The sequence below is a fragment of the Rothia sp. P100 genome (assembly GCF_023712425.1).
Taxonomy (GTDB): Bacteria; Actinomycetota; Actinomycetes; order Actinomycetales; family Micrococcaceae; genus Rothia; species Rothia endophytica.
Map to the genome: position 1 here is coordinate 344,323 of NZ_JAMAYG010000002.1, position 23,947 is coordinate 368,269.

The 23,947-nt window shown below is 54.6% G+C and carries 22 protein-coding genes and 2 tRNA genes; 10 read left to right on the top strand and 14 right to left on the bottom strand.

The genetic code is table 11. From position 1 onward, the window contains the following. Nucleotides 1-73 precede the first annotated feature (73 nt). The 4 genes from ypfJ to M3668_RS06375 all read right to left on the bottom strand — a co-directional run bounded on the left by ypfJ (nucleotide 74) and on the right by M3668_RS06375 (nucleotide 3,132). Nucleotides 74-997: a KPN_02809 family neutral zinc metallopeptidase gene (ypfJ, locus tag M3668_RS06360; RefSeq protein ID WP_251379986.1), complete on the bottom strand. Its 924-nt coding sequence runs from the start codon at nucleotides 995-997 to the stop codon at nucleotides 74-76. A 107-nt stretch (nucleotides 998-1,104) separates the two neighbouring features. Beyond that, nucleotides 1,105-1,728 (bottom strand): energy-coupling factor transporter transmembrane component T family protein, encoded by a 624-nt coding sequence (locus tag M3668_RS06365; protein ID WP_251379987.1) that lies wholly within the window; start codon nucleotides 1,726-1,728, stop codon nucleotides 1,105-1,107. Next, nucleotides 1,725-2,534, bottom strand: coding sequence for an energy-coupling factor ABC transporter ATP-binding protein (locus M3668_RS06370; protein ID WP_251379988.1), 810 nt, complete (start codon nucleotides 2,532-2,534; stop codon nucleotides 1,725-1,727). Before M3668_RS06370 ends, M3668_RS06365 begins: the two co-directional genes overlap by 4 nt. A gap of 10 nt (nucleotides 2,535-2,544) precedes the next feature. Next, nucleotides 2,545-3,132, bottom strand: coding sequence for a biotin transporter BioY (locus tag M3668_RS06375; protein ID WP_251379989.1), 588 nt, complete (start codon nucleotides 3,130-3,132; stop codon nucleotides 2,545-2,547). A 196-nt stretch (nucleotides 3,133-3,328) separates the two neighbouring features. Between M3668_RS06375 and abc-f the strand changes: the two genes are divergently transcribed. After that, a complete protein-coding gene (gene abc-f, locus M3668_RS06380; protein ID WP_251379990.1) occupies nucleotides 3,329-4,927 on the top strand; it encodes a ribosomal protection-like ABC-F family protein in 1,599 nt (532 codons plus the stop codon). 550 nt (nucleotides 4,928-5,477) lie between these two features. On the opposite strand, the gene M3668_RS06385 is transcribed toward abc-f, so the two are convergent. The 3 genes from M3668_RS06385 to M3668_RS06400 all read right to left on the bottom strand — a co-directional run bounded on the left by M3668_RS06385 (nucleotide 5,478) and on the right by M3668_RS06400 (nucleotide 8,543). Continuing rightward, entirely contained in the window at nucleotides 5,478-6,206 is a 729-nt protein-coding gene (locus M3668_RS06385) for a metal-dependent hydrolase (RefSeq protein ID WP_251379991.1), read from the bottom strand. 487 nt (nucleotides 6,207-6,693) lie between these two features. Further along, entirely contained in the window at nucleotides 6,694-7,653 is a 960-nt protein-coding gene (locus M3668_RS06390) for an SURF1 family cytochrome oxidase biogenesis protein (protein ID WP_502948955.1), read from the bottom strand. 386 nt (nucleotides 7,654-8,039) lie between these two features. Continuing rightward, on the bottom strand, nucleotides 8,040-8,543 hold the full coding sequence (locus M3668_RS06400; protein ID WP_251379994.1) for a DUF3099 domain-containing protein: 504 nt from the start codon (nucleotides 8,541-8,543) through the stop codon (nucleotides 8,040-8,042). Between the two features lie 195 nt (nucleotides 8,544-8,738). On the opposite strand from M3668_RS06400, the gene fabG reads away from it, so the two are divergent. Beyond that, on the top strand, nucleotides 8,739-9,449 hold the full coding sequence (gene fabG, locus M3668_RS06405) for a 3-oxoacyl-[acyl-carrier-protein] reductase (protein WP_251379995.1): 711 nt from the start codon (nucleotides 8,739-8,741) through the stop codon (nucleotides 9,447-9,449). Nucleotides 9,450-9,579: 130 nt separating this feature from the next. Next, the gene (locus M3668_RS06410; protein WP_251379996.1) at nucleotides 9,580-10,320 is read left to right on the top strand and encodes an SDR family oxidoreductase; all 741 of its coding nucleotides are present in this window, start codon (nucleotides 9,580-9,582) and stop codon (nucleotides 10,318-10,320) included. Between the two features lie 87 nt (nucleotides 10,321-10,407). Here the strand turns inward: M3668_RS06410 and serB are convergent, their stop codons facing one another. Further along, nucleotides 10,408-11,343 carry a phosphoserine phosphatase SerB gene (gene serB / locus M3668_RS06415; RefSeq protein ID WP_251379997.1) on the bottom strand — a complete coding sequence of 312 codons (936 nt, stop codon included), beginning with the start codon at nucleotides 11,341-11,343 and terminating at the stop codon, nucleotides 10,408-10,410. Between the two features lie 119 nt (nucleotides 11,344-11,462). On the opposite strand from serB, the gene M3668_RS06420 reads away from it, so the two are divergent. The 4 genes from M3668_RS06420 (at nucleotide 11,463) to M3668_RS06435 (ending at nucleotide 15,008) form a co-directional block, all read left to right on the top strand. Continuing rightward, a complete protein-coding gene (locus tag M3668_RS06420; RefSeq protein ID WP_251379998.1) occupies nucleotides 11,463-12,248 on the top strand; it encodes an ABC transporter ATP-binding protein in 786 nt (261 codons plus the stop codon). Nucleotides 12,249-12,320: 72 nt separating this feature from the next. Further along, nucleotides 12,321-13,196, top strand: coding sequence for a TrmH family RNA methyltransferase (locus M3668_RS06425; RefSeq protein WP_251379999.1), 876 nt, complete (start codon nucleotides 12,321-12,323; stop codon nucleotides 13,194-13,196). 168 nt (nucleotides 13,197-13,364) lie between these two features. Beyond that, entirely contained in the window at nucleotides 13,365-13,622 is a 258-nt protein-coding gene (locus M3668_RS06430) for a type B 50S ribosomal protein L31 (protein ID WP_237202714.1), read from the top strand. 162 nt (nucleotides 13,623-13,784) lie between these two features. Further along, nucleotides 13,785-15,008 carry an LCP family protein gene (locus M3668_RS06435; protein ID WP_251380000.1) on the top strand — a complete coding sequence of 408 codons (1,224 nt, stop codon included), beginning with the start codon at nucleotides 13,785-13,787 and terminating at the stop codon, nucleotides 15,006-15,008. Nucleotides 15,009-15,136: 128 nt separating this feature from the next. Here the strand turns inward: M3668_RS06435 and M3668_RS06440 are convergent, their stop codons facing one another. Both M3668_RS06440 and pepN read right to left on the bottom strand, forming a co-directional pair. After that, nucleotides 15,137-16,300 (bottom strand): hypothetical protein, encoded by a 1,164-nt coding sequence (locus M3668_RS06440; RefSeq protein WP_251380001.1) that lies wholly within the window; start codon nucleotides 16,298-16,300, stop codon nucleotides 15,137-15,139. A 147-nt stretch (nucleotides 16,301-16,447) separates the two neighbouring features. Further along, a complete protein-coding gene (pepN, locus tag M3668_RS06445; RefSeq protein ID WP_251380002.1) occupies nucleotides 16,448-19,084 on the bottom strand; it encodes an aminopeptidase N in 2,637 nt (878 codons plus the stop codon). A 220-nt stretch (nucleotides 19,085-19,304) separates the two neighbouring features. Between pepN and M3668_RS06450 the strand changes: the two genes are divergently transcribed. From M3668_RS06450 to M3668_RS06460, 3 genes are all read left to right on the top strand, one after another. Then, nucleotides 19,305-19,390 (top strand) — tRNA-Leu (locus tag M3668_RS06450). 237 nt (nucleotides 19,391-19,627) lie between these two features. Next, a tRNA-Leu gene (locus M3668_RS06455) sits at nucleotides 19,628-19,713 on the top strand. 86 nt (nucleotides 19,714-19,799) lie between these two features. Beyond that, entirely contained in the window at nucleotides 19,800-20,903 is a 1,104-nt protein-coding gene (locus M3668_RS06460; protein WP_251380003.1) for a tyrosine-type recombinase/integrase, read from the top strand. A 103-nt stretch (nucleotides 20,904-21,006) separates the two neighbouring features. Here the strand turns inward: M3668_RS06460 and M3668_RS06465 are convergent, their stop codons facing one another. The 4 genes from M3668_RS06465 to M3668_RS06480 all read right to left on the bottom strand — a co-directional run bounded on the left by M3668_RS06465 (nucleotide 21,007) and on the right by M3668_RS06480 (nucleotide 23,666). Then, the gene (locus M3668_RS06465; RefSeq protein ID WP_251380004.1) at nucleotides 21,007-21,411 is read right to left on the bottom strand and encodes a hypothetical protein; all 405 of its coding nucleotides are present in this window, start codon (nucleotides 21,409-21,411) and stop codon (nucleotides 21,007-21,009) included. A gap of 13 nt (nucleotides 21,412-21,424) precedes the next feature. Beyond that, a complete protein-coding gene (locus M3668_RS06470; protein ID WP_251380005.1) occupies nucleotides 21,425-22,327 on the bottom strand; it encodes an N-acetylmuramoyl-L-alanine amidase in 903 nt (300 codons plus the stop codon). An 88-nt stretch (nucleotides 22,328-22,415) separates the two neighbouring features. Continuing rightward, the gene (locus M3668_RS06475; protein WP_251380006.1) at nucleotides 22,416-22,922 is read right to left on the bottom strand and encodes a hypothetical protein; all 507 of its coding nucleotides are present in this window, start codon (nucleotides 22,920-22,922) and stop codon (nucleotides 22,416-22,418) included. A gap of 93 nt (nucleotides 22,923-23,015) precedes the next feature. After that, on the bottom strand, nucleotides 23,016-23,666 hold the full coding sequence (locus M3668_RS06480) for a hypothetical protein (RefSeq protein ID WP_251380007.1): 651 nt from the start codon (nucleotides 23,664-23,666) through the stop codon (nucleotides 23,016-23,018). Nucleotides 23,667-23,947 lie beyond the last annotated feature (281 nt).

Sequence of the window (23,947 nt, forward strand, 5' to 3'; positions counted from 1 at the left end):
GCAAAAGGACGTCGGGGTGCAGCTCAACAATCTAAGCTGTACCTCGGCGTCCTTGGCTATGAGCTAGAAGGTTCTAGGCGCCCGGGTTGTTCAAATCCTTGGCCTCAAAAGTATTGCACTGAGCCATATCACCCGAGTTATAACCTGCCATGTACCAGGCGGTGCGCTGAGCACTGGTGCCGTGGGTGTAGGTAGAGCTGTCGGTGTGGCCCTGACTGGTCATCTGGATGTGGTCATCGCCAATCACCTCGGTGGCGTTGATAATGGTTTCCAGTTCACTTTCAGTGAGAGGTTCCAGCTGAACGGGAGATTCGGTGTCGTTCTGCGCTTCACGGGCCCAAAGACCTGCGTAGCAATCTGCCTGGAGCTCAACACGTACTGCACCCGAGTCAGCACCCTTGGGGTCATACTGAGAGTACTTCAAATCGCCCAGCTGGTTTTGAATATGGTGACCGAACTCGTGGGCCAGCACGTACTGCTCGGCTGCCTGACCGCCGGTTGCGCCCAACTGGGTCTTCATGGTCTCAAAAAAGCTGGTATCCACATACGCAGTCTGATCTACGGGGCAGTAGAAGGGGCCAACAGCGCTAGACGCGCCACCGCAGCCGGTATTAACTCCACCGCTAAAGAGCTGGAGCACCGGTGGTGCGTAGGCAGTCCCGGTAGCTGCAGGCAGAGCATCTTGCCAGAAGTAATCCAGAGAGTTAGCGGTACCCACCATGTTGCAGTCGGTGATGTTGTTAGCATCCTCACCGGTCTTGCATTCATTCTGGAGCTGGTCCTCAGAATCGGTGCTCACATTCGAATAATCAAAAGAGCTACCGCCGGTGACCTGGTTGAGCATGTTGAGACCATCCTGGCCGAAGAACACGCCTACGGCTAAGACAAGTAGCATGCCGCCCAAGCCGCCGCCCACCTTCATACCGGTGCTACCCCCGCCACCGCTGCGGCGTACCCGGTCAGTATTAAGCTGTGAATTTTCTTTGAAAGCCATCATAGGTACAGCATATTGAAGTCAGACCCTTACGCTCTGCTCGACACGAGCAAAAGTTTTCCGCATCACCTAAGTAGCACGGTGCTAGCAGATGGTGGGGTGAAATAGTCCTAGCGACCGGGACGGTCCAGACCTCTTGCAGCTAGAGCATCGCCGGTTTCATGGCCGTAAGCAACTGTTGCAATGACCAGGGGAGTGAAGAGCCTGAATGAACTGACCCGCACACCCCGTGCAATAACTGCCACCGTCAGTGCATTCCACAGGTCCATGATGACGGGGATGGATCGAACCATGAGTGCTAAGGCTAAGCCAACGGTCTCCGGGCTGCCACCCACCCACCGCAAGGGGGTGCAGAGCCAGATAAAACCGTCAGTGATGACCGGCATAGGGGTGCTCCAGAGCAAAATTTTGGAGGCAAAAATCATGGTCAACAGTGTCAGCAGAACGTCAGCGCCAGTTTCTACTTTGCCTGAAAAGAGATAGTAGGCCGTCAGGATTGCTAGAAGAAGCCAGAGTGAACGCACTGCCTGCCACCAGTGAGAGACCGGAATGCGAGCGCAAAACCCCAGCGCTATCACCAGGAGCAGGGCACCCAAACCAACACCCCAGTGCTGTGTTGCAGCAAGTAACAGAGCCAAAAGAAAGATAAAAGCGCCCTTATACTTCAGGGCTAGCCGGTGGAGGGGGCTATCTAGAGGGGTATAAGTGCCAAATAGATGATTGGTCAGTTTCATTCATCGACCTGGCCATCCGTATCTGAAACCTCTAACACACGGGGCTGCCAAGGCTCAGGGAACCCACCCGCGCACCAGCCCTTGTAGGCATCAATGACCTGCCCTGCAGGCCCCTGCACGAGCAAACGCCCCCCGTGAATTACCAAAGCCTCCTCACACCGGGCTGCTAGCTCCAGATCATGAGTCGATATTACTAACTGCTGAGGCAGATCCTTCAGCAGGGCTGATAACCTTAATCTATTGCGCAAATCCAAGAGGGTTGTCGGTTCATCAAGTAGCAGGACGCGAGGCTCAACCGCCAACACCGAGGTTAGGGCGGCCAGCTGTTTTTCTCCACCTGACAGGCTGAACACCGAATCAGTAGCCCTATGTTCAAGACCCCGCGCTCGCAGGGCGTCCAGAGCAGCTGCCCGGCGGGCGTCTCTGTCTTTGATGTGCTGCAGGGAGAGTTCAACATCTTCGGCAGCGGTGGGCATAATTAGCTGCGCCTGCGGGTCTGAAAAGAGCAAACCTACGTGCTGGCGCACTGCCCTAATATTGGTGTAGACATCAACACCATGCACTGTCACCCCGCCAGAACTCAGCTCGCTCAACCCGTTGAATAGCCTCAAGAAGGTGGATTTGCCGGATCCGTTGAGACCCAATACCGCGGTGGTGGGGGAAGAAAGACTCACCGTTATATCGTGCAAGATGGTGCGCTGCTCAGTGCCTGTCTCAACGGTGACGGTGGCGTTACGGGTTGCTAAAACACCGTCCATAGAAAATTCTACGGACGGTGTTTTGGCCTCGTTACGGCGAAAGAACACGTGGGTTAACCTAACGTGAGAGAGCTGGGAAAGCGCGGTGTACTGCTAGAGCGACCACAATAGCAAGGGCGCATTTAATGAGATCGCCGGGAATGTAGACGGTGGCCGCTAGCGCTGCTGCTTGGAGTGAGAGGTTTGCGTTAATCATCATGCCCGCGATACCGAAAATCTGGATGACCGCGAAACCTGCCAGGACTGCTCCTAGCTGGTGGATGAATTGAGACTTTTTGTTACCGTACAGGCGCAGAGCCAGATGGGAGAGGTAGCCTGTGATAAAGGCGCCGGGGACAAATCCCAGCAGATAGCCAAATGAGGGGCTGGCAATGGTGCCAAAGCCTGCGCCGCCGCGCGCAAAGATAGGTAATCCTAGCAGGCCCGCTACGAGGTAGAGGATTACGGCGAAAGCTGCACGTTTACCGCCCAGGATGAGGGCGGTGGTGTAGATGGCTAGGGTTTGCAAGGTAATGGGAACCGCGGCAGGGCCTACTGGCACGGCGGGCAGAAGGGCGCAGACCGCTATGAAGGCGGCAAAGACTGCGATTAGAGCTAGGTCGCGTCCGAGATTCGTGGTACTGGTGCGGTGGTGGGCTGTTGTCATGTGCACTACTATAAACCTTTTTTTGAACAGTGTTCAAAGCGTTGACAGGTGCTGGTGCTATCGGGCATGAGGTCTGTAGCTGGTGGATGTGAGTAACCACGCCGGTGCTGGGCGCTGACGCACTAGCCTTGAACCCCTAGAATGGAAAGTTGGCGCACAGCCCGGTGCGCGCATTACACCTAACCAAAGGATGACCTTGCTCACCGTTACAAATCTAGAACTTCGTGCTGGCGCCCGCCTGCTGATGGAAGACGTCACCTTCCGTATCGATAAAGGTGACAAGGTGGGCCTGGTGGGGCGTAACGGTGCGGGTAAAACAACTATGACAAAGGTTCTGGCTGGTCTAACCCTGCCGGCTGACGGTTCGGTGACCCGCGGTGGCACTATCGGCTATCTGCCCCAGGACCCTAAAGTCGATGATATGACCCAGCTGGCCAGGGACCGCATTTTCTCTGCCCGCGGCCTTGACGGTGTAGCGCGGAAGATGCGTGAGACACAGGAAATGATGGCTAGTGAAGACCCGGCCGTTCATGCCAAGGGGATGCGCCGCTATGACCGCCTAGAAGCTGAATTCATCAGCGGTGGCGGCTATGCAGCTGAGTCAGAAGCTGCAACAATTACCGCCAATCTTGACCTTCCTGAGCGCGTGCTCAACCAGCCTCTCTCAACGCTATCTGGCGGCCAGCGTCGCCGTGTTGAGCTAGCCCGCATTCTCTTTGCCAATGCAGATACCATGTTGCTGGATGAACCGACCAACCACTTAGATGCTGATTCAGTGGTCTGGTTGCGAGACTTCCTCAAAAACTACTCGGGTGGCATTCTGGTCATTAGCCACGACGTTGAACTGATGGAACTGGTAGTGAACAAGGTCTTCTACCTGGATGCTAACCGCTGCGTCATTGATATTTACAACATGGGGTGGAAGACCTATCTACTACAGCGCGAGCAGGACGAAGCCCGGCGCAAGCGTGAGCGCGCCAACGCCCAGAAAAAGGCCTCAGCACTCATGGAGCAGGCTAATAAGATGCGCGCCAAGGCGACCAAGGCTGTTGCTGCCCAGCAGATGATTAAACGAGCAGAGAAGATGATGCGCGGCCTTGAGGATGAGCGTCAGGTGGATAAGGTTGCTGCTATCCGTTTCCCTGACCCCGCACCCTGCGGCAAAACCCCGCTGTCGGCTGAAGGGCTGTCTAAGTCCTACGGTTCACTAGAAATCTTTACCGATGTCGATCTGGCTATTGACCGCGGTTCGCGTGTGGTGGTGCTGGGTTTCAACGGCGCCGGTAAGACCACGTTATTGCGCATGCTCGCCAAAACCACCAAGCCCGATACCGGTGAGGTTGTTTACGGCCACGGAGCCAAGGTTGGCTACTTCGCTCAGGAACACGAGATTCTGGATGGCAACCGCACCGTCTATGAAAATATGAAGACTGCTGCTCCAGATCTTGATGACACCAAGGTTCGCACTGTTCTAGGTTCCTTCTTGTTCTCCGGAGATGACGTTGATAAGCCAGCTGGCGTGCTCTCCGGTGGAGAAAAGACCCGCTTGTCACTAGCAACCCTGGTGGCCTCATCCGCTAACGTTCTCTTGTTGGATGAGCCGACGAACAACCTTGACCCAGCCTCCCGCGAGGAAATTCTTAATGCACTGAAGAACTACCAGGGTGCCATTGTGATGGTGAGCCACGATGAAGGTGCTGTAGAAGCTCTGAACCCTGAACGCGTACTGCTTTTGCCAGATGCGGTCGAGGACCTGTGGAGTAAGGAATATCATGACCTCATCTCCCTGGCCTAAGCCGATAAGTTACCTGCCCCATAGTAGTGAGGGCAGAGGCCCGCATGCCCCGTGTTTGCGGGTCTCTTTAAATCTAATCTTGGTCCGTACCAAAATTCTTGTATGTCCGTTTCTTACAGGCGCTCTTTGTTTGCCCCGTCACGTTAAATAATAATTAGTATTGCGTTCTGTGGGTTTTGCGGCTCCAAACAAAGGTCACAGTTTGATAACAAGAGAAAAGGGGTGGAACCCCTGAGGCACCCTGCGTAGAGTTGTAACCAGCAGATGAGCCAATGGTTCAGTTGCCAATCAAGAAGGTCGTGACAAACAGGTCGTCACGGTTTAAATAGGTCAACATCGTTGTTGGCCGCTACTTGAAAGGGATGATTCAATGCTGGAATCACACGACGTACGTTACCCCGAAATCGCTGAAGACGGCGTAGAGGTCGACGTTTTTTGGACCGAGGGCTAAAAACCCCTGCCTCTCATCTTCAACGATTTCTATAAAGGTGAACCCCGCATCTGTGCGGGGTTCACCTTCTTTTTAAGCTCTGGATTCTTGACCCTGGGGCTAGATGCTCAGGAGGGCTCTCGCACCTTCCAAGGGATATGTGCTAAGAATTCCCAACTCTGCCAGGGTATAGGCTCCAATATATAGCGTCAGGATGCTGGTCAGAAGATTTTCTCGGCCGCTGCCTGCTTCGCCCAGCAGGGGTAGAGCCATATAGCCACTTTTTCGCCAGAGCATGCTAGCAACGGCAGGTTTTACCGTGAGTGGCCAAAAAGGGTTGATGCCCCGCACCGTGAGAGCGTCCCCTAGGATGTGCGCGGTGGCACCTGCCAGGATTGCCCAGGGCATGTAGGCTAGAGCATCCAGGTAGAGTGTAGCTCCCGATAGGCTAATGGCACCCAGCCAGCCGCCCGGTGCTTTGAATACTCTCAGGGCCAGACCGCCTGCTAATCCAGTGAGGGCTAGGGCCAGTAATGGAATACCCTGATAGAGAAGCTGATTAGCGCCATAGGCTAGGTACCAGAAAACGGCCAGTCCAAGTAGAGAATGGGTGCCTTTACGGTGTCCACCTGATATGGATGAGACTAGCCGGGCTACCCACTGGCTAACGGGTGGAATGGAGTGGGCGATGGTGCCACTGTGGTGGTCAATATCAGGCAGCATGCCAGCGCCGGCTGCTACTAGAGTAGTGACGATGAGGGTGGGTGTGTCTTGAATGTGAATGAGCCCGCTTTCATTCAGCGCTAGCCAGGTGGCGGCAGCGCTAACGGAGTGGGAGTAACCCATCATGGCGATCTGGCCCTTCTGTGGCGGTTTGAAAGCACAACCTTAACACATTATCGAATATATGTTCTAAAACTGATGGTGAGCGGATTATCTACGTCCAAAAAATCCCAAAGAAACCAGCCCTTTGTTCGCCCAGAGAGAGAGTAGTGGGAGTGGTATATAACAGTGCTTTGCCGCCCAGCACACCCAAGGGCGACCTTTTCTATTAATTTCATATCGAAAGTCAACCGTTGAACCAACATACCCAAGGGTCAGAATCTTCGACCCCTGCTGAAACTACAACCGAAATGCCCTGCCAACTCGAGGAACTCCCACCCATGGGTGTCTCCTTTCTGTTGGCTTTACAGCACATCCTTGCAGCTTTTGCTGGCATTACTAGAGCAGGCTTAGGTTCAAAAGAACTTCGTGTAAAAGAGCCCCCGCACCTTTTGAGGTGCGGGGGCTCTTCTATGCTCTCAGCGCTGGGGTTGACTGGCTAGCGTTAAGCGGCCTAGAGGTAGCCGTCGATGATAGCGTCCTCTGCCTCTTCATCGGTCATTTTGTTGCTCTTACGCGCCGGGCGCGGGCGAACGATAGATTTCATATGTGCTGGCATATCATCCACAAACTCCATGCGCCTGCGCACTATTTCTTCGTCTTCATCACCAATGTACCGACCCTCAGCGTCGTAAAACTGCGCGTAATAGGCTTCAAGCTCGGCAGCTACCTGGGCGTCCAGCTCATCGTTGCGCACCTTTTGACGGGCCGACCAGAAATAGGCGATGAAGAACATGACCGCAAAGCAGTACCACTGCACCGAGTACGAAAGATTGGGTCCGTAATCTTCCTCGGGCTTATCTTGGATGACAGGTGTCGGTACCTCCGGGTCTTCAGAGCCCATAATTCCGTAGTTGACGGTGTCCAGGTCAGTGCCAGTGATTTCAGCGATTTCTGGTAAATCGATAGAAGAGACCTGGCCGGTGATTCCGCTGACCCCATTATCAATTTCGCCTTCCACCAGACGCACGATGACAGTTACCTGCCCGGCTGGGGGAGCAGGAACGTCATAGGCGGTAGATGAGGCGTCCCCGAAGGCGGCCTCCATCCAACCGCGGTTCACCAGCACCGTCTTTCCCTGGTCAGTAACAAAGGGAACAAGCACTTCGTAGCCGTTTAGACCGTTGTAGGGGCGATTGCGCACTAGTAGCTGGTGCTCGGGCAGGTAGGTGCCGTGAAGTTCAACCGGGTGCCAGCGCAAATCGGGGTGAGGTTGAGCAAAAAGATCGGGGTTCTCGGCGAAATTCAGTGGATCAGCATAGTAGTTGGTGCTGATGCGGGAGTTAGAGAAGTCCAGTTCGTGCTTACGGCTCATCTGCCAGTTAGCGAGGTAGAGGCAAAGGAGCGCAGCAAGAATGGTGAGCGCAAAAAGGCTCATCCATTTACCAGAGAGTAAAAACCCGTATTTTTTCACAAAACCTCACTTGCCAACCTAAGCTACAAACTACATCAACTGTACCCTTTGCGCGATGACCGTGCAGGCTGAGCAGGGACGCCTGGGTTAGATTCTATGAATCAGCTGGCCCTAGGGGCTCGGTGGACTTCCAAAAACCGCGCGCATGCAGGAAGTCCCGCAGATAGCCAGTATGCTCTGGGCACGCCAGCCAGACCTTGCGCCGCTCAGGACTATGTATTTTGGGGTTGTTCCATAGAAGCCGGTAACCCGCCTCAGCGGTGCACCCTTTTCGGGAACACTTGAGGAAATCGCCGCTGTCGGTCGCATGTGACTGCTGGGGTTGCCCTCCAGCAAGAGAACCTAGAAGATCCATAACTTTTACCGCTGACTTTCTTCTGTGCCTGTTACTGAGCTTGTTGGTTTGCGTCTGGATCTACAATTTCACCCTCAATGATGATCACATTATTTTCAGGCACAGAGCTCTCGTGGTTCACCGTATGAGCCTCTGGGCCATCTTCACTACCCGCGTTTGTGTGACCGGCTTGCCCCTCGGTATGTGCTGCTCGATCGGTCTGGGCAGCCTCGATAGCAAGACGCTGATCCTCCGGCAGAAAAGCGGAAAAACCGTAGCCCTGCTGCCGGGTGTCCCCATTGGCCACTACTACGGCCAGCCAAGGGATAATCGCAGCACCCGCAAGGAAGACCCACTGCCATATGCCTTCACCCACCCACACGGCGGCGATGATACAGATAATACGCAGAAACATTTTGAAGGCATAGCTCTTAGCACGGGCATCGACACCCTCTGACTGAGGTGCCGAAGCATCGGTAATGGAATAAACCTCATCACGCCCACCGGTATAACCGGCAGCCGTTAAGTCATCAGCCGTCCAGTACTTCTGAGCCACAACCCCCACCCCTTGCACAGCCCTTTTTATCTAACAACACCAGTCTAGACCCACCTATCACCCCATCCCTAGCCAACCACCAATCTAAACAGAGCAGTGCAAATAACACGCGCCCCCTGACCCAATGACACGCACCCATGTCAGGCGGCGTAAGATAGACCCAGAAAACCCACCCCCACACGTGAAGGTGAACCCATGACAGAAAACCAGACCGTCCTCGTCACCGGCGGCAACCGCGGCATCGGCAAAGCCATTGCCACCGAATTCAAAAACGCCGGCTACAACGTAGCCATCACCTACCGCTCCGGCGACACCCCCAAAGACTTCTTCGCCGTCAAAGCTGACGTCACCGACGCAGCCTCCATCGACGCAGCCTTCAAAGAAGTAGAAACAGAATTCGGCCCCATCGGAATCGTCATCGCCAACGCCGGCATCACTAAAGACACCCTACTCATGCGCATGAGCGAAGACGACTTCACCAGCGTCATCGACACCAACCTCACCGGAGCCTTCCGCGTCGCCCAGCGCGCCACCAAGGGCATGCTCAAGAACAAGCGCGGCCGCATCATCTTCATCTCCTCCGTCTCAGGCCTCTACGGCAACCCCGGCCAGGTCAACTACTCAGCCTCAAAGGCGGGCCTCGTCGGCATGGCGCGCTCCATCACCCGCGAACTGGGCTCACGCAACATCACCGCCAACGTCATTGCACCCGGCTTCATCAAAACCGACATGACCGACGCCCTCACAGATGAGCTCAAGAAGCAGTACACCGACGCCATCCCCGCCCGCCGCTTCGCCGAACCCAAAGAAATCGCAGACGTCGCCCTCTTCCTCGCCAGCGAAGGCGCGGGCTACATTAGCGGCGCCGTGATTCCCGTCGACGGTGGCCTAGGTATGGGCCACTAAAACGACGGGAATCAATTCCAGTCGCTTCTAAGTGCTCGCGCGCTCGCACCTGCTCCTTCCATCCCGTCGACGGTGGCCTAGGTATGGGCCACTAACCACCCAGCACCCAACCCACCAGCAAGGACCAACCATGACACTGACCAACAAAACCATCATCATCACCGGCTCTTCACGCGGAGTCGGCGCCGATACAGCTGCACTGCTTGCCGGTGAAGGCGCTAACGTGGTCGTTAACTACCGATCCAAAGCGCCCCGCGCCAACAAGGTTGTAGCAGGCATTGAAGAAGCCGGCGGCAAGGCCGTTGCAGTAGGCGCTGATGTCACCCAGGCAGAGGACGCCCAAACCCTCGTTGATGCCGCTATCGAAAACTTCGGCAGCCTCGACTACCTGATTCTCAACGCTTCCGGAGGCATGGAGTCCGGCATGCCCGAAGACTATGCCATGACCCTCAACCGCGACTCCCAATTGCGCCTAGCCCGCCTAGCCGCAAACAAGATGAACCCCGGCGGGCGCATCGTCTTCGTCACCAGCCACCAGGCACACTTCATCCGCGAAGTACCCACCATGGCCGAATACACCCCCGTCGCAGAGTCCAAGCGTGCCGGCGAAGACGCCCTACTAGCAGAGGTCCCTGCGCTCGCAGAGAAAGACATCTCCCTGGTGGTAGTGTCCGCTGACATGATTGAAGGCACTGTGACCGCTGCTCTGCTCAACCGCCTGCACCCCGGTGCTATTGAGGCACGCCGCGAAGAAGCCGGCAAGCTCTACACCGTTGCCGAGTTCGCAGCCGAGGTAGCCAAGATGGTTACCGCTGATGTAGAAACCGGCCACGTCGAACTCGTAGGCGGCGCTGGCGGCTTCACCAAGTAGCCCCACCCAACCATCGAGCTGAATACAAAAGGACGCCGCCCCTTACGGGGCGGCGTCCTCTGGTTAATGTACCAATAAGGAATCTAACTAGATCCCCGCAAAGTGGCGGACAGCGTCCAAACGCATCAGGTTAATCTGAGCATCAGCAACCTCAGCGAGAGCCGGCTTCGCATTAAAAGCAATACCCAGTTCCGCTTCGTTCAGCATCAAAATGTCATTCGCACCATCACCCACAGCGATAACCTGCTGCTTCTTCACATCGAACTCCTTAGCCCACTCCTTCAAAGAATCACGCTTAATCTCAGCAGTCACGACCTCCCCGGTAACCCTGCCCGTCAGACGCCCCTCTGCGACCTCCAGAAGGTTAGCACGAGCCTTAGACAGATTCAGCTTGCCAGCGATGGGCGAGAGCACCTGCACAAAACCACCCGAAACCACACACACCTCGTGCCCAGCCTTCAAAAAGACCTCAACAAGCTTTCGCGCACCAGCTGAAAACAACACCGAAGAAGCAACACCGGTCAACGCAGACTCATCCAAGCCCTCAAGGGTAGCAACGCGCTCGCGGAGGGAGGTTTCAAAATCCAGTTCACCAGCCATCGCACGTGCTGTCACATCAGTCACCTGCTCACCAGATCCAGCCAGCAGGGCAAGCTCATCAATGACCTCAGCCTGTATGAGGGTTGAATCGACATCCATGATGAGCAACTTTTTCTCATCCTCAGCCAGATGATCGGGAACGATGTTGACATCAAATCCCAAAGTATCTGCAGGGTTCAGTAGCCCCACCGAGCCGCGGGCGTCCTCCAACGTGCCCTGAGAGTACTCAGCAGCAGCGGAATACACGCGGTAAGAGGGACCATGAACCTCACCCTCCACGGAGGATTCTGGAACCTCCATCAGCAGACCAGCTGAAATCTCCAAACCGGGAACAGCGCTAAGAGTCTCAAAAATCTGCTCCTCACTAGCCAGCACGGGAGCATCAGCACGGGAAATTGCAACGATATTAAAAGAAGTAGACATACCCCCATATTACTGTGCAGCACCCCACCACCCAGCACACTGACCAATTCCACCACGCTAAAAAACCATCAGCGACACTAACTACCCACCCCAGAACAAAAAAGACTAAAATAGCCAACATGGCATCAGTACTAAAACTCAACCGGGTCACCGTCAGCAGAGGGAACAAAAATATTCTCGACACCATTAACTGGACCGTCCAAGACGGTCAACGTTGGGTGGTACTAGGCCCCAACGGTGCAGGAAAAACTACCCTGCTCTCCATCGCAGCCGCCCGCCTGCACCCGACCGCTGGCGAGGTCGATATCTTGGATGAAATCCTCGGAGCCGTCGACGTCTTCGAACTACGCCCCCGTATCGGCATCTCATCGGCCCCCGTCGCCGCTCAAATTCCTATCAAAGAAACCGTGCTCAACGTGGTTATCACCGCAGCCTACGGTGTCGCGGGGCGCTGGAACGAACAATACGATTCCTTCGACGATCACCAGGCTAGGGCTCTCCTTGACGATTGGGGTATTGGCCACCTGGCTGATCGTACTTTCGGCTCCCTCTCAGAAGGCGAAAAGAAACGAGCCCTGATCGCCCGAGCCCTCATGACCGACCCCGAAATGCTCATCCTCGATGAACCTGGTGCGGGTATGGATATCGCAGGACGCGAAGACCTAGTTGGCCGCCTGACCAACCTTGCCGTGGATCCAGCGGCTCCCGCCACGATCCTAGTCACCCACCACCTCGAAGAAATCCCCGCTGGCTTTACTCACGCTCTTCTTCTACGCGACGGCAAAGTAGTGGCAGACGGTCCTATCGAAGAGACCATCACTACTGAAAATGTCTCCGCCACCTATGGGCTAGACCTCGACCTCACCACCCACAGTAACGGCAGATTCAGCGCCTTCGCCCGCTAATTTCACCCCACTACTCCAGTAGCCCCGGTACCAATCACCGGGGCCTACTCATACCCAGTGCCGAAAGCCTTCATGAAACCCAAACAGCTCAGCGCCCAAGACCTGGCAGACCGTAGCGCCCGCGTCCAAACCCTTCCCAATACTCAGCTCCTCACCAGTGCGCCGCAGCACCACAGCCGATATTTTAACGACCTTACGGACGTTAAACTCCGTGCCCAGCAGGAACCCCAGTGGGGCATCTACATCGCAGAATCCTCAAAAGTCATCCGCCGTTCACTGGCAGCAGGTCACCAACCAATCGCCTTTATCATGAGCGAAAAATGGGCGGACGACCTGCACGACGTTCTCGCTCACTACCCCGATACCCCGGCTTATATCGGCACTGACCAAGAACTTGAAAACACCACTGGATACGCCCTGCACCGCGGAGCGCTGGCCGCGATGGCACGCCCAGAACCTGCAGACCTTCAAGAGCTCGTCAAGGATGCCCGTCGCATCGCCATTCTTGAAGATATCGTTGACCACACCAATGTCGGTGCCATTATCAGGTCAGCAGCTGCTCTTAACGTAGACCTCATTCTGGTTACGCCCAGGTGCGCTGACCCTCTATACCGCCGTGCCATCCGTGTGTCCATGGGAACGGTCTTTCAGGTCCCCTGGGCGCGCCTTGAGAACTGGCCAGCTGATCTGGATATCCTTCACCGCGCCGGCTTTACCACGGCTGCCCTAGCCCTAGAAGCTGACTCTTTAACGCTCTCGGAACTTTCGGCTAGAAAAGACGAGAAACTGGCCCTGATTCTAGGCACTGAAGGGCATGGGCTTTCACCAACAACACTTGCAGCTACCCAATACACTGTCATGATTCCCATGGGCCACGGCGTCGACTCCCTGAACGTTGCTGCAGCTAGTGCTGTAGCTTTCTGGGAAACCCGCCCAACTGCGTCCTGAGGCTGACCCAGTTAGAAAGTGACCAAGCACCGTCTCACGACCGCTTACAGGCTCTCACAGCCGTGGTAGAGTTGACCCTCGGTTGTTAAACCGCAACCACCGGTAGGCACCAGCCCCGGTAGCTACAAAAAATGCACTGGCAAAATCCAGGGCAGGAAAAGGTAAGAAATGCAGAAGGATATCCACCCGGATTACAACTACGTTCTGTTCCGCGACCTCGCATCAGGCGAAAGCTTCCTCACCAAGTCAACCATGACTTCACAGAAGACCGAGAAGTGGGAAGACGGCAACGAATACCCCCTCGTTGAAGTTGAAATCTCATCAGCTTCACACCCCTTCTACACCGGTAAGCAGCGCATCATGGACGCCGCCGGCCGCGTTGAGCGCTTCAATGCTCGCTTCGCTAACTTCGGCAAGAAGGCATAAGTTTTCTTCAGCAGTTCAGGCTGAACATCACACCCCGCAACGCGATTTCTTATCGCTGGCGGGGTGTGTTTGTATCTAAAAACAGTAGAATTAGGTTCAATTCACAGCGCATCAGCTCTGCTACAGATGCGCGTATTTCGCTTGCATATCCCAGGAGGTGCCGTGTCTGTTGGTGCGGTCGAGGTAAAACCTAAGAAAAAACGCAATAAAATTCTGCTCGTTCTGCTTATTTTACTTCTTGCGCTACTGCTAGCAGTAGGCGTTTACATTTTTACAGTGGTTAGGGCCATCAATGGTACCGAGAAGTTTGAGGGTGAAGCTCTCTCACCTTCAATTGCAACCAACGGAGAAACCATTCCGGGTACTTCTTTAGAGGGTGTTGATCTTGAAGAATTCCGATCAGCCCTATCAATTAGCGACGATGCTGCCCTGCGTGATCTCGTCAAGAGCGGAGCTAACGCGGAAATTACTAATGCTGACGGCTCAGATTTGGCAGATACCAATGCCAGCGAAGGAGATGCCAACGGTAACGGTATTCCCGACGCGCTTGAAGGTGGCGTAGCAACCAGCCAACCCGTAGAGACCGGCTCTACTGATATCCTGCTCCTCGGATCTGATCAGCGTTCCGGTGCTGAAGCTGCACAGGTCTCAGGTGCACGCGCAGATACCATCATGGTTTTGCACATTCCTGAGGATGGCTCTGCTGCCTACCTTATCTCCATCATGCGAGACACCTGGGTCAACATCCCCGGCTACGGTTCAGCAAAGGTTAATGCTGGCCTCAACTACGGTGGGGTTTCCCTGCAGGTAGCTACTCTTGAGCAGCTACTAGGAATCAAGATGGACCACGTAGCTGAGATTGATTTCCAAGGATTTAAAGCCTTGGTAGATACTCTCGGTGGTGTGACCGTCGATGTTCCGCTAGCTTTTACCGCATCAACACCAGGTTACAGTTTTACCCAGGGCCCCAATAAGATGACCGGTGGAGAGGCTCTGGCCTTTGTTCGCGAACGCTATAACTTCTCGGACGGTGACTACCAGCGAGTGCGTAACCAGCGTGCCTTCCTGCGCGGAGTCTATAACCAGATGCGCTCCGAGGGTGCGCTGTCCTCGGCTTCCAAGCTTTTACCGGTCATTGAATCCATTTCTCCCTACATGACAGTGGATTCAGGTTTATCTGCCGGTCAGATTGTGGACATTGCTCAACCTGTTCTCAGCAACGGTAATACCCAGTTAGTTTCTATGACCCTGCCTAATTCTGGCTCTGGTTGGTCTGCTGATGGTCAGTCAATCGTGGTACTCGATGGTCAAGCTACCGGCGCTTTATCGAACGCACTGCGCACCAACACTATGGGTAGCTACATCTCAAGCTACGGTGCTGACTAAGCCCGCGAGCCTCTAGCGATTCAACAGTAAAGCTGCTAAAAAGCTGTGGCGGTCCTCCCTCAAGGGAGGACCGCCACAGCTTTATTGGTTGGGATGAGAGTGATGTTTAGGCCAATCTAATGGTCCATCTAGTGTTCAAGGGGGTCTTCAGACACTGCCTCTTCATCATAGGAGTTCTCCCTACCAAAGAAGAGAGCAAGGAAAGCAACTGAGGCGCCCAAAACTACTCCGAGGATCCCGAGCATTGGTTTGTAGAAAATGAGGACCAGACCAATTACCAACACAATGCCGCCTATAACGCCTAAGAGCACAGCAATGCGCTGTAAACCTAGCGGGGCACCTGGAGTAGTGGAATCCTGGTCCGGGGAATCCTGAACATTACCGGTTTCAGAGGCAGGCCGTGAGCCAATGAAGCCTCTCTTCTTCTTAGTTGTGCTGGCTCTGTGAAGTTCACCGTCGGTTGCCACGTAGGCATCTGGAACATCATAGTTATCCGCCAAAGGCAGGAGCTCTGGGACGTTGTTGGGCAGGTGCTCAAACCACTCGTCACTGATTTCACTGGGGCGCACAGCCTGAACAGTCAGCGAAAGTTCAAAGGCATTACCGCGAATCGTACCCCACGCGCTGGTTAGCTTATCGTGATCATAGGCATAACGAATGACAGGGGCGAGTTGCTCAGAGATTTGGGTTGAAAGGCGTCCTACCATTTTGCGGTCATGGAAAACTTCAACGCACTCTGTTAGCCGACCATCGCTGTGTTTGATGGGATTGTTCTCTAGGGATAGGATCACACGGCCCTCACCTGAGCCAGGCAGAATGCCGTGCAGGTATTCTGAGTGGTTTTTCTCGTCCAGTACTTTGATGGAGGAGCCCTGGGGCAAAAGAGCTGCCTGAGTTGGTGCTTGATTAAGGGGGAAGAGGGAACCTGGTGCGCTTAGAGATAGGGTGCCGGCACTTTCAATAAAGCTATCTCCATTCAGCCTGCGTAGCACAGCGGTCAGTTGCAGGTGAGCTACAGCTTCATAACCCGATGCCACCACGCGGGTGATGGGGGCCCAGTAGCTGTCAGCGTCTTTTTCAGAGAAGCGGCCGACTTTGAGGTCATCTACATACACAGCGATGGTGTGGGGCTGATAGGGGTTATCCGGTTCGGGCACTAGACGGGCTTCACCGTTCCAAACACGTTCACGATCAATTTGGAGTTCTTCAAATACCTGAAGAATTTCGGCATCATAGAAATCATCAGTAATGATGTGCACGGTGCCGCGATCGCCTAGTACGTAGTCGGTCAAAGTCCGCTCCTTAGCTGCAAGTTTTTACTGTATCTAGCTTCTCACGGTTTGCCGGTTTTGGCGGGTAAGTACCCCACCAAAACCGGCGTCAATAGCAGTTTCTCACGGTTTTCTGAGGGTGCTAGTAACCAAAGTCTCGCACTCATTTTAGCGCGAGGTGGCCTGGGCTTTCAGAATACGAATGGCGTCATCATGAAGTTCAAGGATGACGCGTATCAGGGCTGTTGGCGCTGCTGGGTTCTTTGCCAGCCATTCTTCGGTGGCTGCAATCAGCGGGTTCTCGTTGACCATCCCTTCGGCGATATCTGCGTTAGGGTAGAGCCCCTGAATAACTCGCGTAGCCATGCCAATTGAACGCTGTTCCCACGTGGGCAGCAACAGCTCGAAGTAACGGTCTCGGTGAATCATACGGAGGTTTTCTGGGCCCTGCTGGTAGCCGCTGGCGGTTGCTGAGAGAAGTTCATTGGACAGCCCCTCATCACCTGTAACAGCTTCAAAAGCTGCCTCTTTTGCTTCGGTCCTCGGAGCGGCCGCCACAGCATAAGCAAAACCTCGTTCCGAGGTCGCAGATGAATTGTAGTCACGCGCCTGATGAAGATTCTCAGGAGTTAGTGCATCCTGCGTTGCCAAGGCTCCCAGAGCATTCCAGCCAAGGGTTTGGTTGTAGCTAACACCCGGTGCTGCGCTTATATCACCGGGCACGCTTTGGCAGGCGCCTCGTGCTACATCAGTGATAAGCTCCAACCCCAGTGGGGAGTGGGCAGAGATAGCAAGTAATGCACGCAGAGTAATGAGCTGGGTGTCACTGCCGGGTGTCGCTGCTTCAAGGGCGTTTTCCAACGCAGAATAGAGAGAATCCCAGAGCTCCGCACGCTGGGCTGCCGGTGTGTAAAGCGAGATGGCCCCCTGTGCTTGATTCAATAAATTAGAGAGCAGGGTTGCTGAGCTCTCCTGGGAGGCGGCATGCGCCACCGCATTCACAAAGAGACGAGCGGGTAGCTTGGCATCGCGCACCTGGTTCCACAGGCTAACCCATATTAAGCCGCGTGAAAGGGCATCATCGATGGTTGAAACGTGAGTCAGTGCTAGAGCGCGGCCTTCTTCATCAGCCAGACTGATTTTGGCGTAGGTCAGATCCTCAGCATTGAGCAGAAGCAGATCAGCGGTTTCGACCAGAGACTTCTCTTCATCGGTTAGATCAAGGATGACATTATTGGTATTTGCTGGAATCTCAACGCTGATGAGCCCGGTCTGCTGTAGCTTATCTTCCTCGAGGCTATAAGTCGCAAGCTTAAGCTGGTGAGGTCGTCCGAGTTCTGGCGGGACGCCGGGGGGCAGTGTTTGGGTCAGACGCAGCTCGGAGAGCTTACCGGCATCGTCGAAAACGCGGCGGGTTGAAAGCTCCGAAAGCCCGCTGGTCTGAAGCCAGGCGCTGGCCCAGGAGAGTACGTCCCTGTCTGAGACCTCATTCAGTACACCCAGAAAATCCTCTAGCGTGGTGTTACCCCACGCGAAGCGTTTGAAGTAAATCCGAGCGGCTTCAATAAAGCGGTCAAAGCCCACGTAAGCAACCAACTGTTTGAGAGCCGAGGCACCCTTAGCATAGGTAATTCCGTCAAAGTTTTGGCGGGCCGCTTCAAGGTGGGGTATCTCAGCCACGATGGGGTGCGTGGTGGGTAGTTGGTCCTGCCGGTAGGCCCAAGCTTTACGTGAATTGGCGAAGGTGACCCAGGCATCCTCGAACCCGTTGGCTTCACGGGCACCCAGGTGGCCCATGAAATCGGCAAAGGATTCTTTGAGCCACAAATCGTTCCACCATTTCATGGTGACTAAATCACCAAACCACATGTGGCTCATTTCGTGGCAAATAACGTTGGCACGGGACTCATACTGAGATGCTGTGGCACCAGAAACGTAGATATAAGCCTCGGTAAAGGTCACCAGTCCGGGGTTCTCCATGGCCCCCAAATTGTATTCGGGAACAAAAGCCTGTTCGTACTTGGGGTAGGGGTAGGGGTAGTCAAAGAGGTCTTGAAAGTAGTCGAGGCCCTGCTTGGTAACGGTGAAGATGTTCCCATAATCAAAGTGTTCTTTGAGAGATTGGCGGCAGTAAGCAACCAGTGGGATTGTCCCTGAATTGACCTTGGCTTGAGGGGTGTATGTATCAAACGCAGTGAAGTACTCACCCGCCAGGATGGTGGTGATGTAGGTAGAAATCTTGGCAGTTGGTTTAAACACCCGCTTAGTGATGCTGGAATCTGAGGGGTCCTCAATTTCACGGTCCAGTTCAGCGTTGGAACTCACCACCCACTTTTTGGGGGCGGTGACACGGAAGTTGAAGATAGCTTTGAGGTCAGGCTGCTCAAAAACAGGAAAGACACGTCTACAATCAGCTGGTTCGTACTGGGTGTAGAGGTAGATTTTGCCGTCTGCGGGGTCAACGTACCGATGTAGACCTTCCCCTGAACGGCTGAAGTAGGAGCGCCCTTTGATGGTCAGCTGGTTTTCTGCATGTAGGTTGGGCAGGGTAATTCGTGACCCTTCGACGACATCCTCTGTATTCAGCATTACGCCATTGAGTTTAACTGAATCCAGGGACTGGTGAATGTAGTCAATGAAGGTTGATTCACCGGCCACTGCGGTGAATTTGACGGTGGTTGCAGTGGGGTAGGTGGCAAAGTCGCTCGTTGCATTGGTGAGATCAACGTGCACATCGTAGGTATCAACGCTAATAATGCTGGCGCGCTGGCTGGCTTCTTCTTGGGTCAGATTCTCGTTATTCACATCACTTATCGTAGTTGCAGACAGCTGAAAACTCCTGCACCACTCAACAGAGTTGCGTAAAGAAGCAGGGAAGTAGCCGGAAGGTAAAGGAATGAAAGCTGGGTGTGACGCATCTTAAGGTAAATGCGGTGGTTTTGATTTGCGGGCGGCGGTCAGGTGGGGGTAAGTTATTACTTGTTGCCAAACGAGTGGGCTGCAAAGCTTGCTGGTGAGACACCTTGCGCGGGTGGCGGAATAGGCAGACGCGCTAGCTTGAGGTGCTAGTCCTCGTATTAGAGGGTGGGGGTTCAAGTCCCCCCTCGCGCACAGAGATCATCCCCGGTTCGTAAGAACCGGGGATTTTTTAGCAAGTTATCTAATCAGTTAAACTGATTATTTTTGGTGGGCGCCTTTGGTGAATTTTTTTGCTCGGCCACACCAGTTGCGAGGATACGGACTAAAGCCTAGGACGGCGGGGGAGCTTTAATTTGCCAGTTCGCGCAGAGACCTGTAGAGTATTTATTCGTTGCCTACGAGAGCTTTTATGGCTTGAGTAAACACCTTGCGCGGGTGGCGGAATAGGCAGACGCGCTAGCTTGAGGTGCTAGTCCTCGTATTAGAGGGTGGGGGTTCAAGTCCCCCCTCGCGCACTATATAACCCCTAGTGGGAACATACAAGAAGCCCCTTCTGTTGACAGGAGGGGCTTTTTCGTTGACTCAGGTGCATACTTTAAGCATGGCAAGCATTAGAAAACGTGTTCGAAAAGACGGCACTGTCGCCTGGAATGTCCTCTGGAGAGATGTAGATACCGGTAAACAGGCATCGCGCACCCTGGCTACCGAAGCTGATGCCAAGATGCTCACCGATTTCCTCAATTCCAATGGCCAGAGCTTCGCCGAGGCAGCTAAGACCGCCGGACGAATGAGATCACAAGCCCCCACCGTTGACGCCGTCATCACCCGCCATATCGACTCGCTCACCGGGGTTGATGAGTACACGCGCAAAAAATACCGAGCAGCGCAAAAGAATCACATCACCGCGAGCCTCGGAGCAATCCCAGTAGATACCCTCACACGCCACGATGTAGCCGGCTGGGTAGCCTCCATCACCCGCGCACCCAAGACTCAGAAGAATATCCACGCCCTACTCTCAGCGGCGCTGCAGGGAGCCGTCAAAGATGGGCTCATACCCTCTAACCCCGCCAAGGGAATCAAAATACCCAAGGCCTTGCCCGCAAAGCCGCCAGTATTCCTCACCCTGCAGCAGACCAACCTCCTACTAAGTGCCATTGAAGACCCTATGATTTTCACCTTCTGCAAGCTCCTACTCGATACAGGGCTACGCTATAACGAGGCTGCGGCCCTACGCTGGCAGGATGTAAACCTAGCGGGGGAGAGGGGCATTATTCGCGTCACCAGGGCATGGAAAAAATCAGGGCTCCCCGGCATCGGTGACATCATCGGCCCACCAAAAACCGCCAAAGGCATCCGCACCGTGGTCATGCCACGCGAAATCACCTCACTGCTGCAGGCAATCCGCCCAGCAGAGGCCCACCCGGAAACCCTCATCTTCACCCGCCCCGGCGGCCAGCACGTCAGTAATGGGTATTTTCACGAAAGGATCTGGGGGCCACTCATGGATTCCATCGGCGCAGAGCTAGGGGCACGGCCACGCCCACACGATTTACGCCATACCCACGCTTCCCGCCTCATCGAGAGGGGAGTGCCGCTACCGACCATCCAGGCGCGGCTGGGCCACGAATCCATTACCACCACAGTCAATACCTATGGCCATTTGGCCGTAGATGCTGATTTGCTGGCAGCGAGCGCTCTGGACTAGTGGTGGGCGGGAAGTTTTTTTGGAATTTCCTTGCCACCCTGAAGGTCAACCAAAAAAAGAAGCCCCCGGCCGCCGCACGCAGCGGGGACGGGGGTATCAGATGTTACTTCGTAGAAGCGTACGCAGGGTCAGTGAACTCGGTTCCACCTACGTCAATAAGCTCGTAACCAGCTTCAAGCCCAGAAACAGGCTCAGTAGAAGCAGGCTCTGCACTGACCGATGAAGCCGATTGCAGGCGGCCATGATCTCCGTACTGGGCCATAGCCAGCACCGAGCCGAGGTAGGCCTCGGTCTCAGCTTTCTTTGATGGTGCTGCCCAGCTTCCAAGCAATGCCAGGATAGATGAGCAGATGACGCCCAGTGCCAGTGCCCCGTTCGGTGTCAGATTCGGCAGGAAAAGCTCGTAAATGATGGTAGCTACCGCGCCACCTAGAGCGGTGCCGCCGGTCGCAAAAGCACCGGTAGAACCGATAACACGGCTCCGGGTTGAATTATCAAGTACATTCATTGGAGTCTCCTTACTACCAGCGGAACTGGTTGCGCTTGTCGTTCTCGAACTCATCCTTGCGAGCCTTGCCCATCTTGGACTCGTCATACCCGAAGATGGAGCGCAGCTTCCACCCCAGGGCACCATCAGTGAGAACACCGGGAATACCGATACGGAATAGGTTGAAGAGGTGACGCACCATGCGCAGGGTGCTGTAGGTATCGCGGTTGTTATCCTGCAGCATCTCTGTCAGGGTGCGGCCTCCCCACTCAGAGCGGGGGGTGTTGAAAACAGCGTTTTCGAGGTCAGCTTTAGTAGCCATATCAAACCAATCGTTAGAAGAAGTTGAAGAAACAGTAGGTGCGGCAGCGGGATTGCCGCCGTCGTAGTAGTGACGGACTTTGGCCATGAAACCGACCCACGGGAACCCGGGCCCGACGTCCCAGTGATCCGAGAGTCGGTAGACCCGGGACGCCTGGCCGTGGTCGATGATGCCCATATGCCCTGCAGCGAGCTGCTCGTCAGTTAGCTTCACCGGGGGAATGCCGTTGCGGTGGCAAATATCAGCCACTAGGCGGGCGGTATTATCGAGCATGGCCGAGCTATAAGGATCTGCCCACTGGTCAGCGGTCTGACCGGCACGGCCAGCCTGCTCAATCTGAATACCGTCCTCATTAGTGCCCGGAGCTGTCCAAGCCATGTCCTTTTCAGGGACACCCTGCACGATGGAGTCGTTGTCCACGTTGTAGTGAGCAGAAGCCATAGCGGTAGGGTTCATGAACCATCCGCCGCCAATAGCTTCCGCAACGGTCGAGTGCTCGTCAGTTTCCATGGTGTGCAACACAACTACGCGTGCGTACCGGCCATTGGTGACGGTGCGGTTAGGTGATAACGAGGTCGAAGTGACCAGTGAACTATCTGGAGTAAAGGTAGCCACAAAGCCTCCTTTCATATTTTGGGTAGTAGAAAGCCCCACCCAGCAGGGTTGCCGGGCAGGGCGGTTTCGGGTATAAAAAAAGCCCTATCTAAGGGGCTTCAGTTATTTTGCGATGGCTATCAAGCTTTGACTCCACCACGGTGATGCGCTGCTCAAAGCCAAGCTTCTGCTCGATATGAGCATCAAGCTTTTTGCCCACCTCACGGGTGGCCTCACGATCATCAAGCAACGTGTCGTTAATACGCGAAAGCTCCTTATCAGTGCGAGCTTGGGCATTCTCCATGCGCGACATCATCTTCGCAAGATTAGCCAGTTCTTTATGGGTCTGGGAGTGCTTTGCATCAAGGTCATCACGCAAGTTTGGGTTAGCGGTAGAGCCGTGAGAATTTTCAGTGTGTTCCCTGGCAACAGCAGCGTCCTGCGCTGCCTTTTCAGCGCTAGCAGCGACTCCCTCAACGCTCTGCTGCAACTTCACAAAGCGTTTCTTCATCATCTGCCACAGCAGCAGAAGACCCAGCACTAGGGCGCCTGCTCCCACATCCACGACTAAATCCAGAATTGGTGAGCCGGTATTAGAAATATCTGGTATTCCCACGCGCTCACCTCCCAGGGGCATATGTAGTGCATCTAATCATCCCACCAGCCTTTAAGTGCGGCCGCCATCTGGGTGTGTAGCGCACGGATGGCATTACCCCTCACCCCACAAAGACTTCGGCAAAACGGTATAGGCAATATGAAAAGGCCACTGAGTGCCATACCACACTCGAAAGTTTTTACCGTCCTCATGCGGAGTTATAAAACCGCGATACATACCACCTCGCTCGAACTCCTTAGATGGCGATATTATTCGAGCGCGGCGCACCCAATTGACCCCATCGTAAGACACGAAAGCATCCTGAGAATGTAACCCCCCAAAGCCGTAAAAGACGCCGTCCTTATAATAGACAGAGCCATGCCAAGAACCATCGCCCTTCCAGGATTCTGGTTTAGACCACGGGCCGTACATGGTCTTAGCACGCCGCATACCTGCACCCTCACCCCAGCAGATCATTCTCCAATCATCCTGGGCGACTTTAACGATACAAGGAGACAGCAGCGAAAGCCCATCCCCTTCAGCTCGCTCATTATCGAATTCCTGTAGCAGCTCGGGGATAGACCAGGTACGCCCGTCAGATGAGGTGGTTAGCCATAACCGTTCCTTACCACCACTAGGCCACATCTCGCGGTAAAAAAGCGCAAGAATATTCTTGTCTTGGTCGTAAACGAGCTCAGGGTCAGAGTTCCACTGCTGATTAACATCAGGATTGAGGGGAGACATATCGGGGTGAAGGTCATACATCTGCTGGACCGTCCATAAAGGATTTTGAACTCCTTCGGGCCACGCAAAGTTGTATGGGTCGTTCGAGCATAAGATGTGCGGGTTTTCCCCGTTATGCTGACCACCGTAATCGGTGACTGACATCCAATATCTATACCCCCCGAACTTCCTATCTGGGCCAAAATCAACAACCGTAGGGTGACATGACTGCTCAGGATTACCTGAGTCCACCGTAAAAGGCATAGGGTGTGGGGCGTTGAACGGCGATCTTCCAGCAATAGGGTAAGGTACTCCACTGTCAG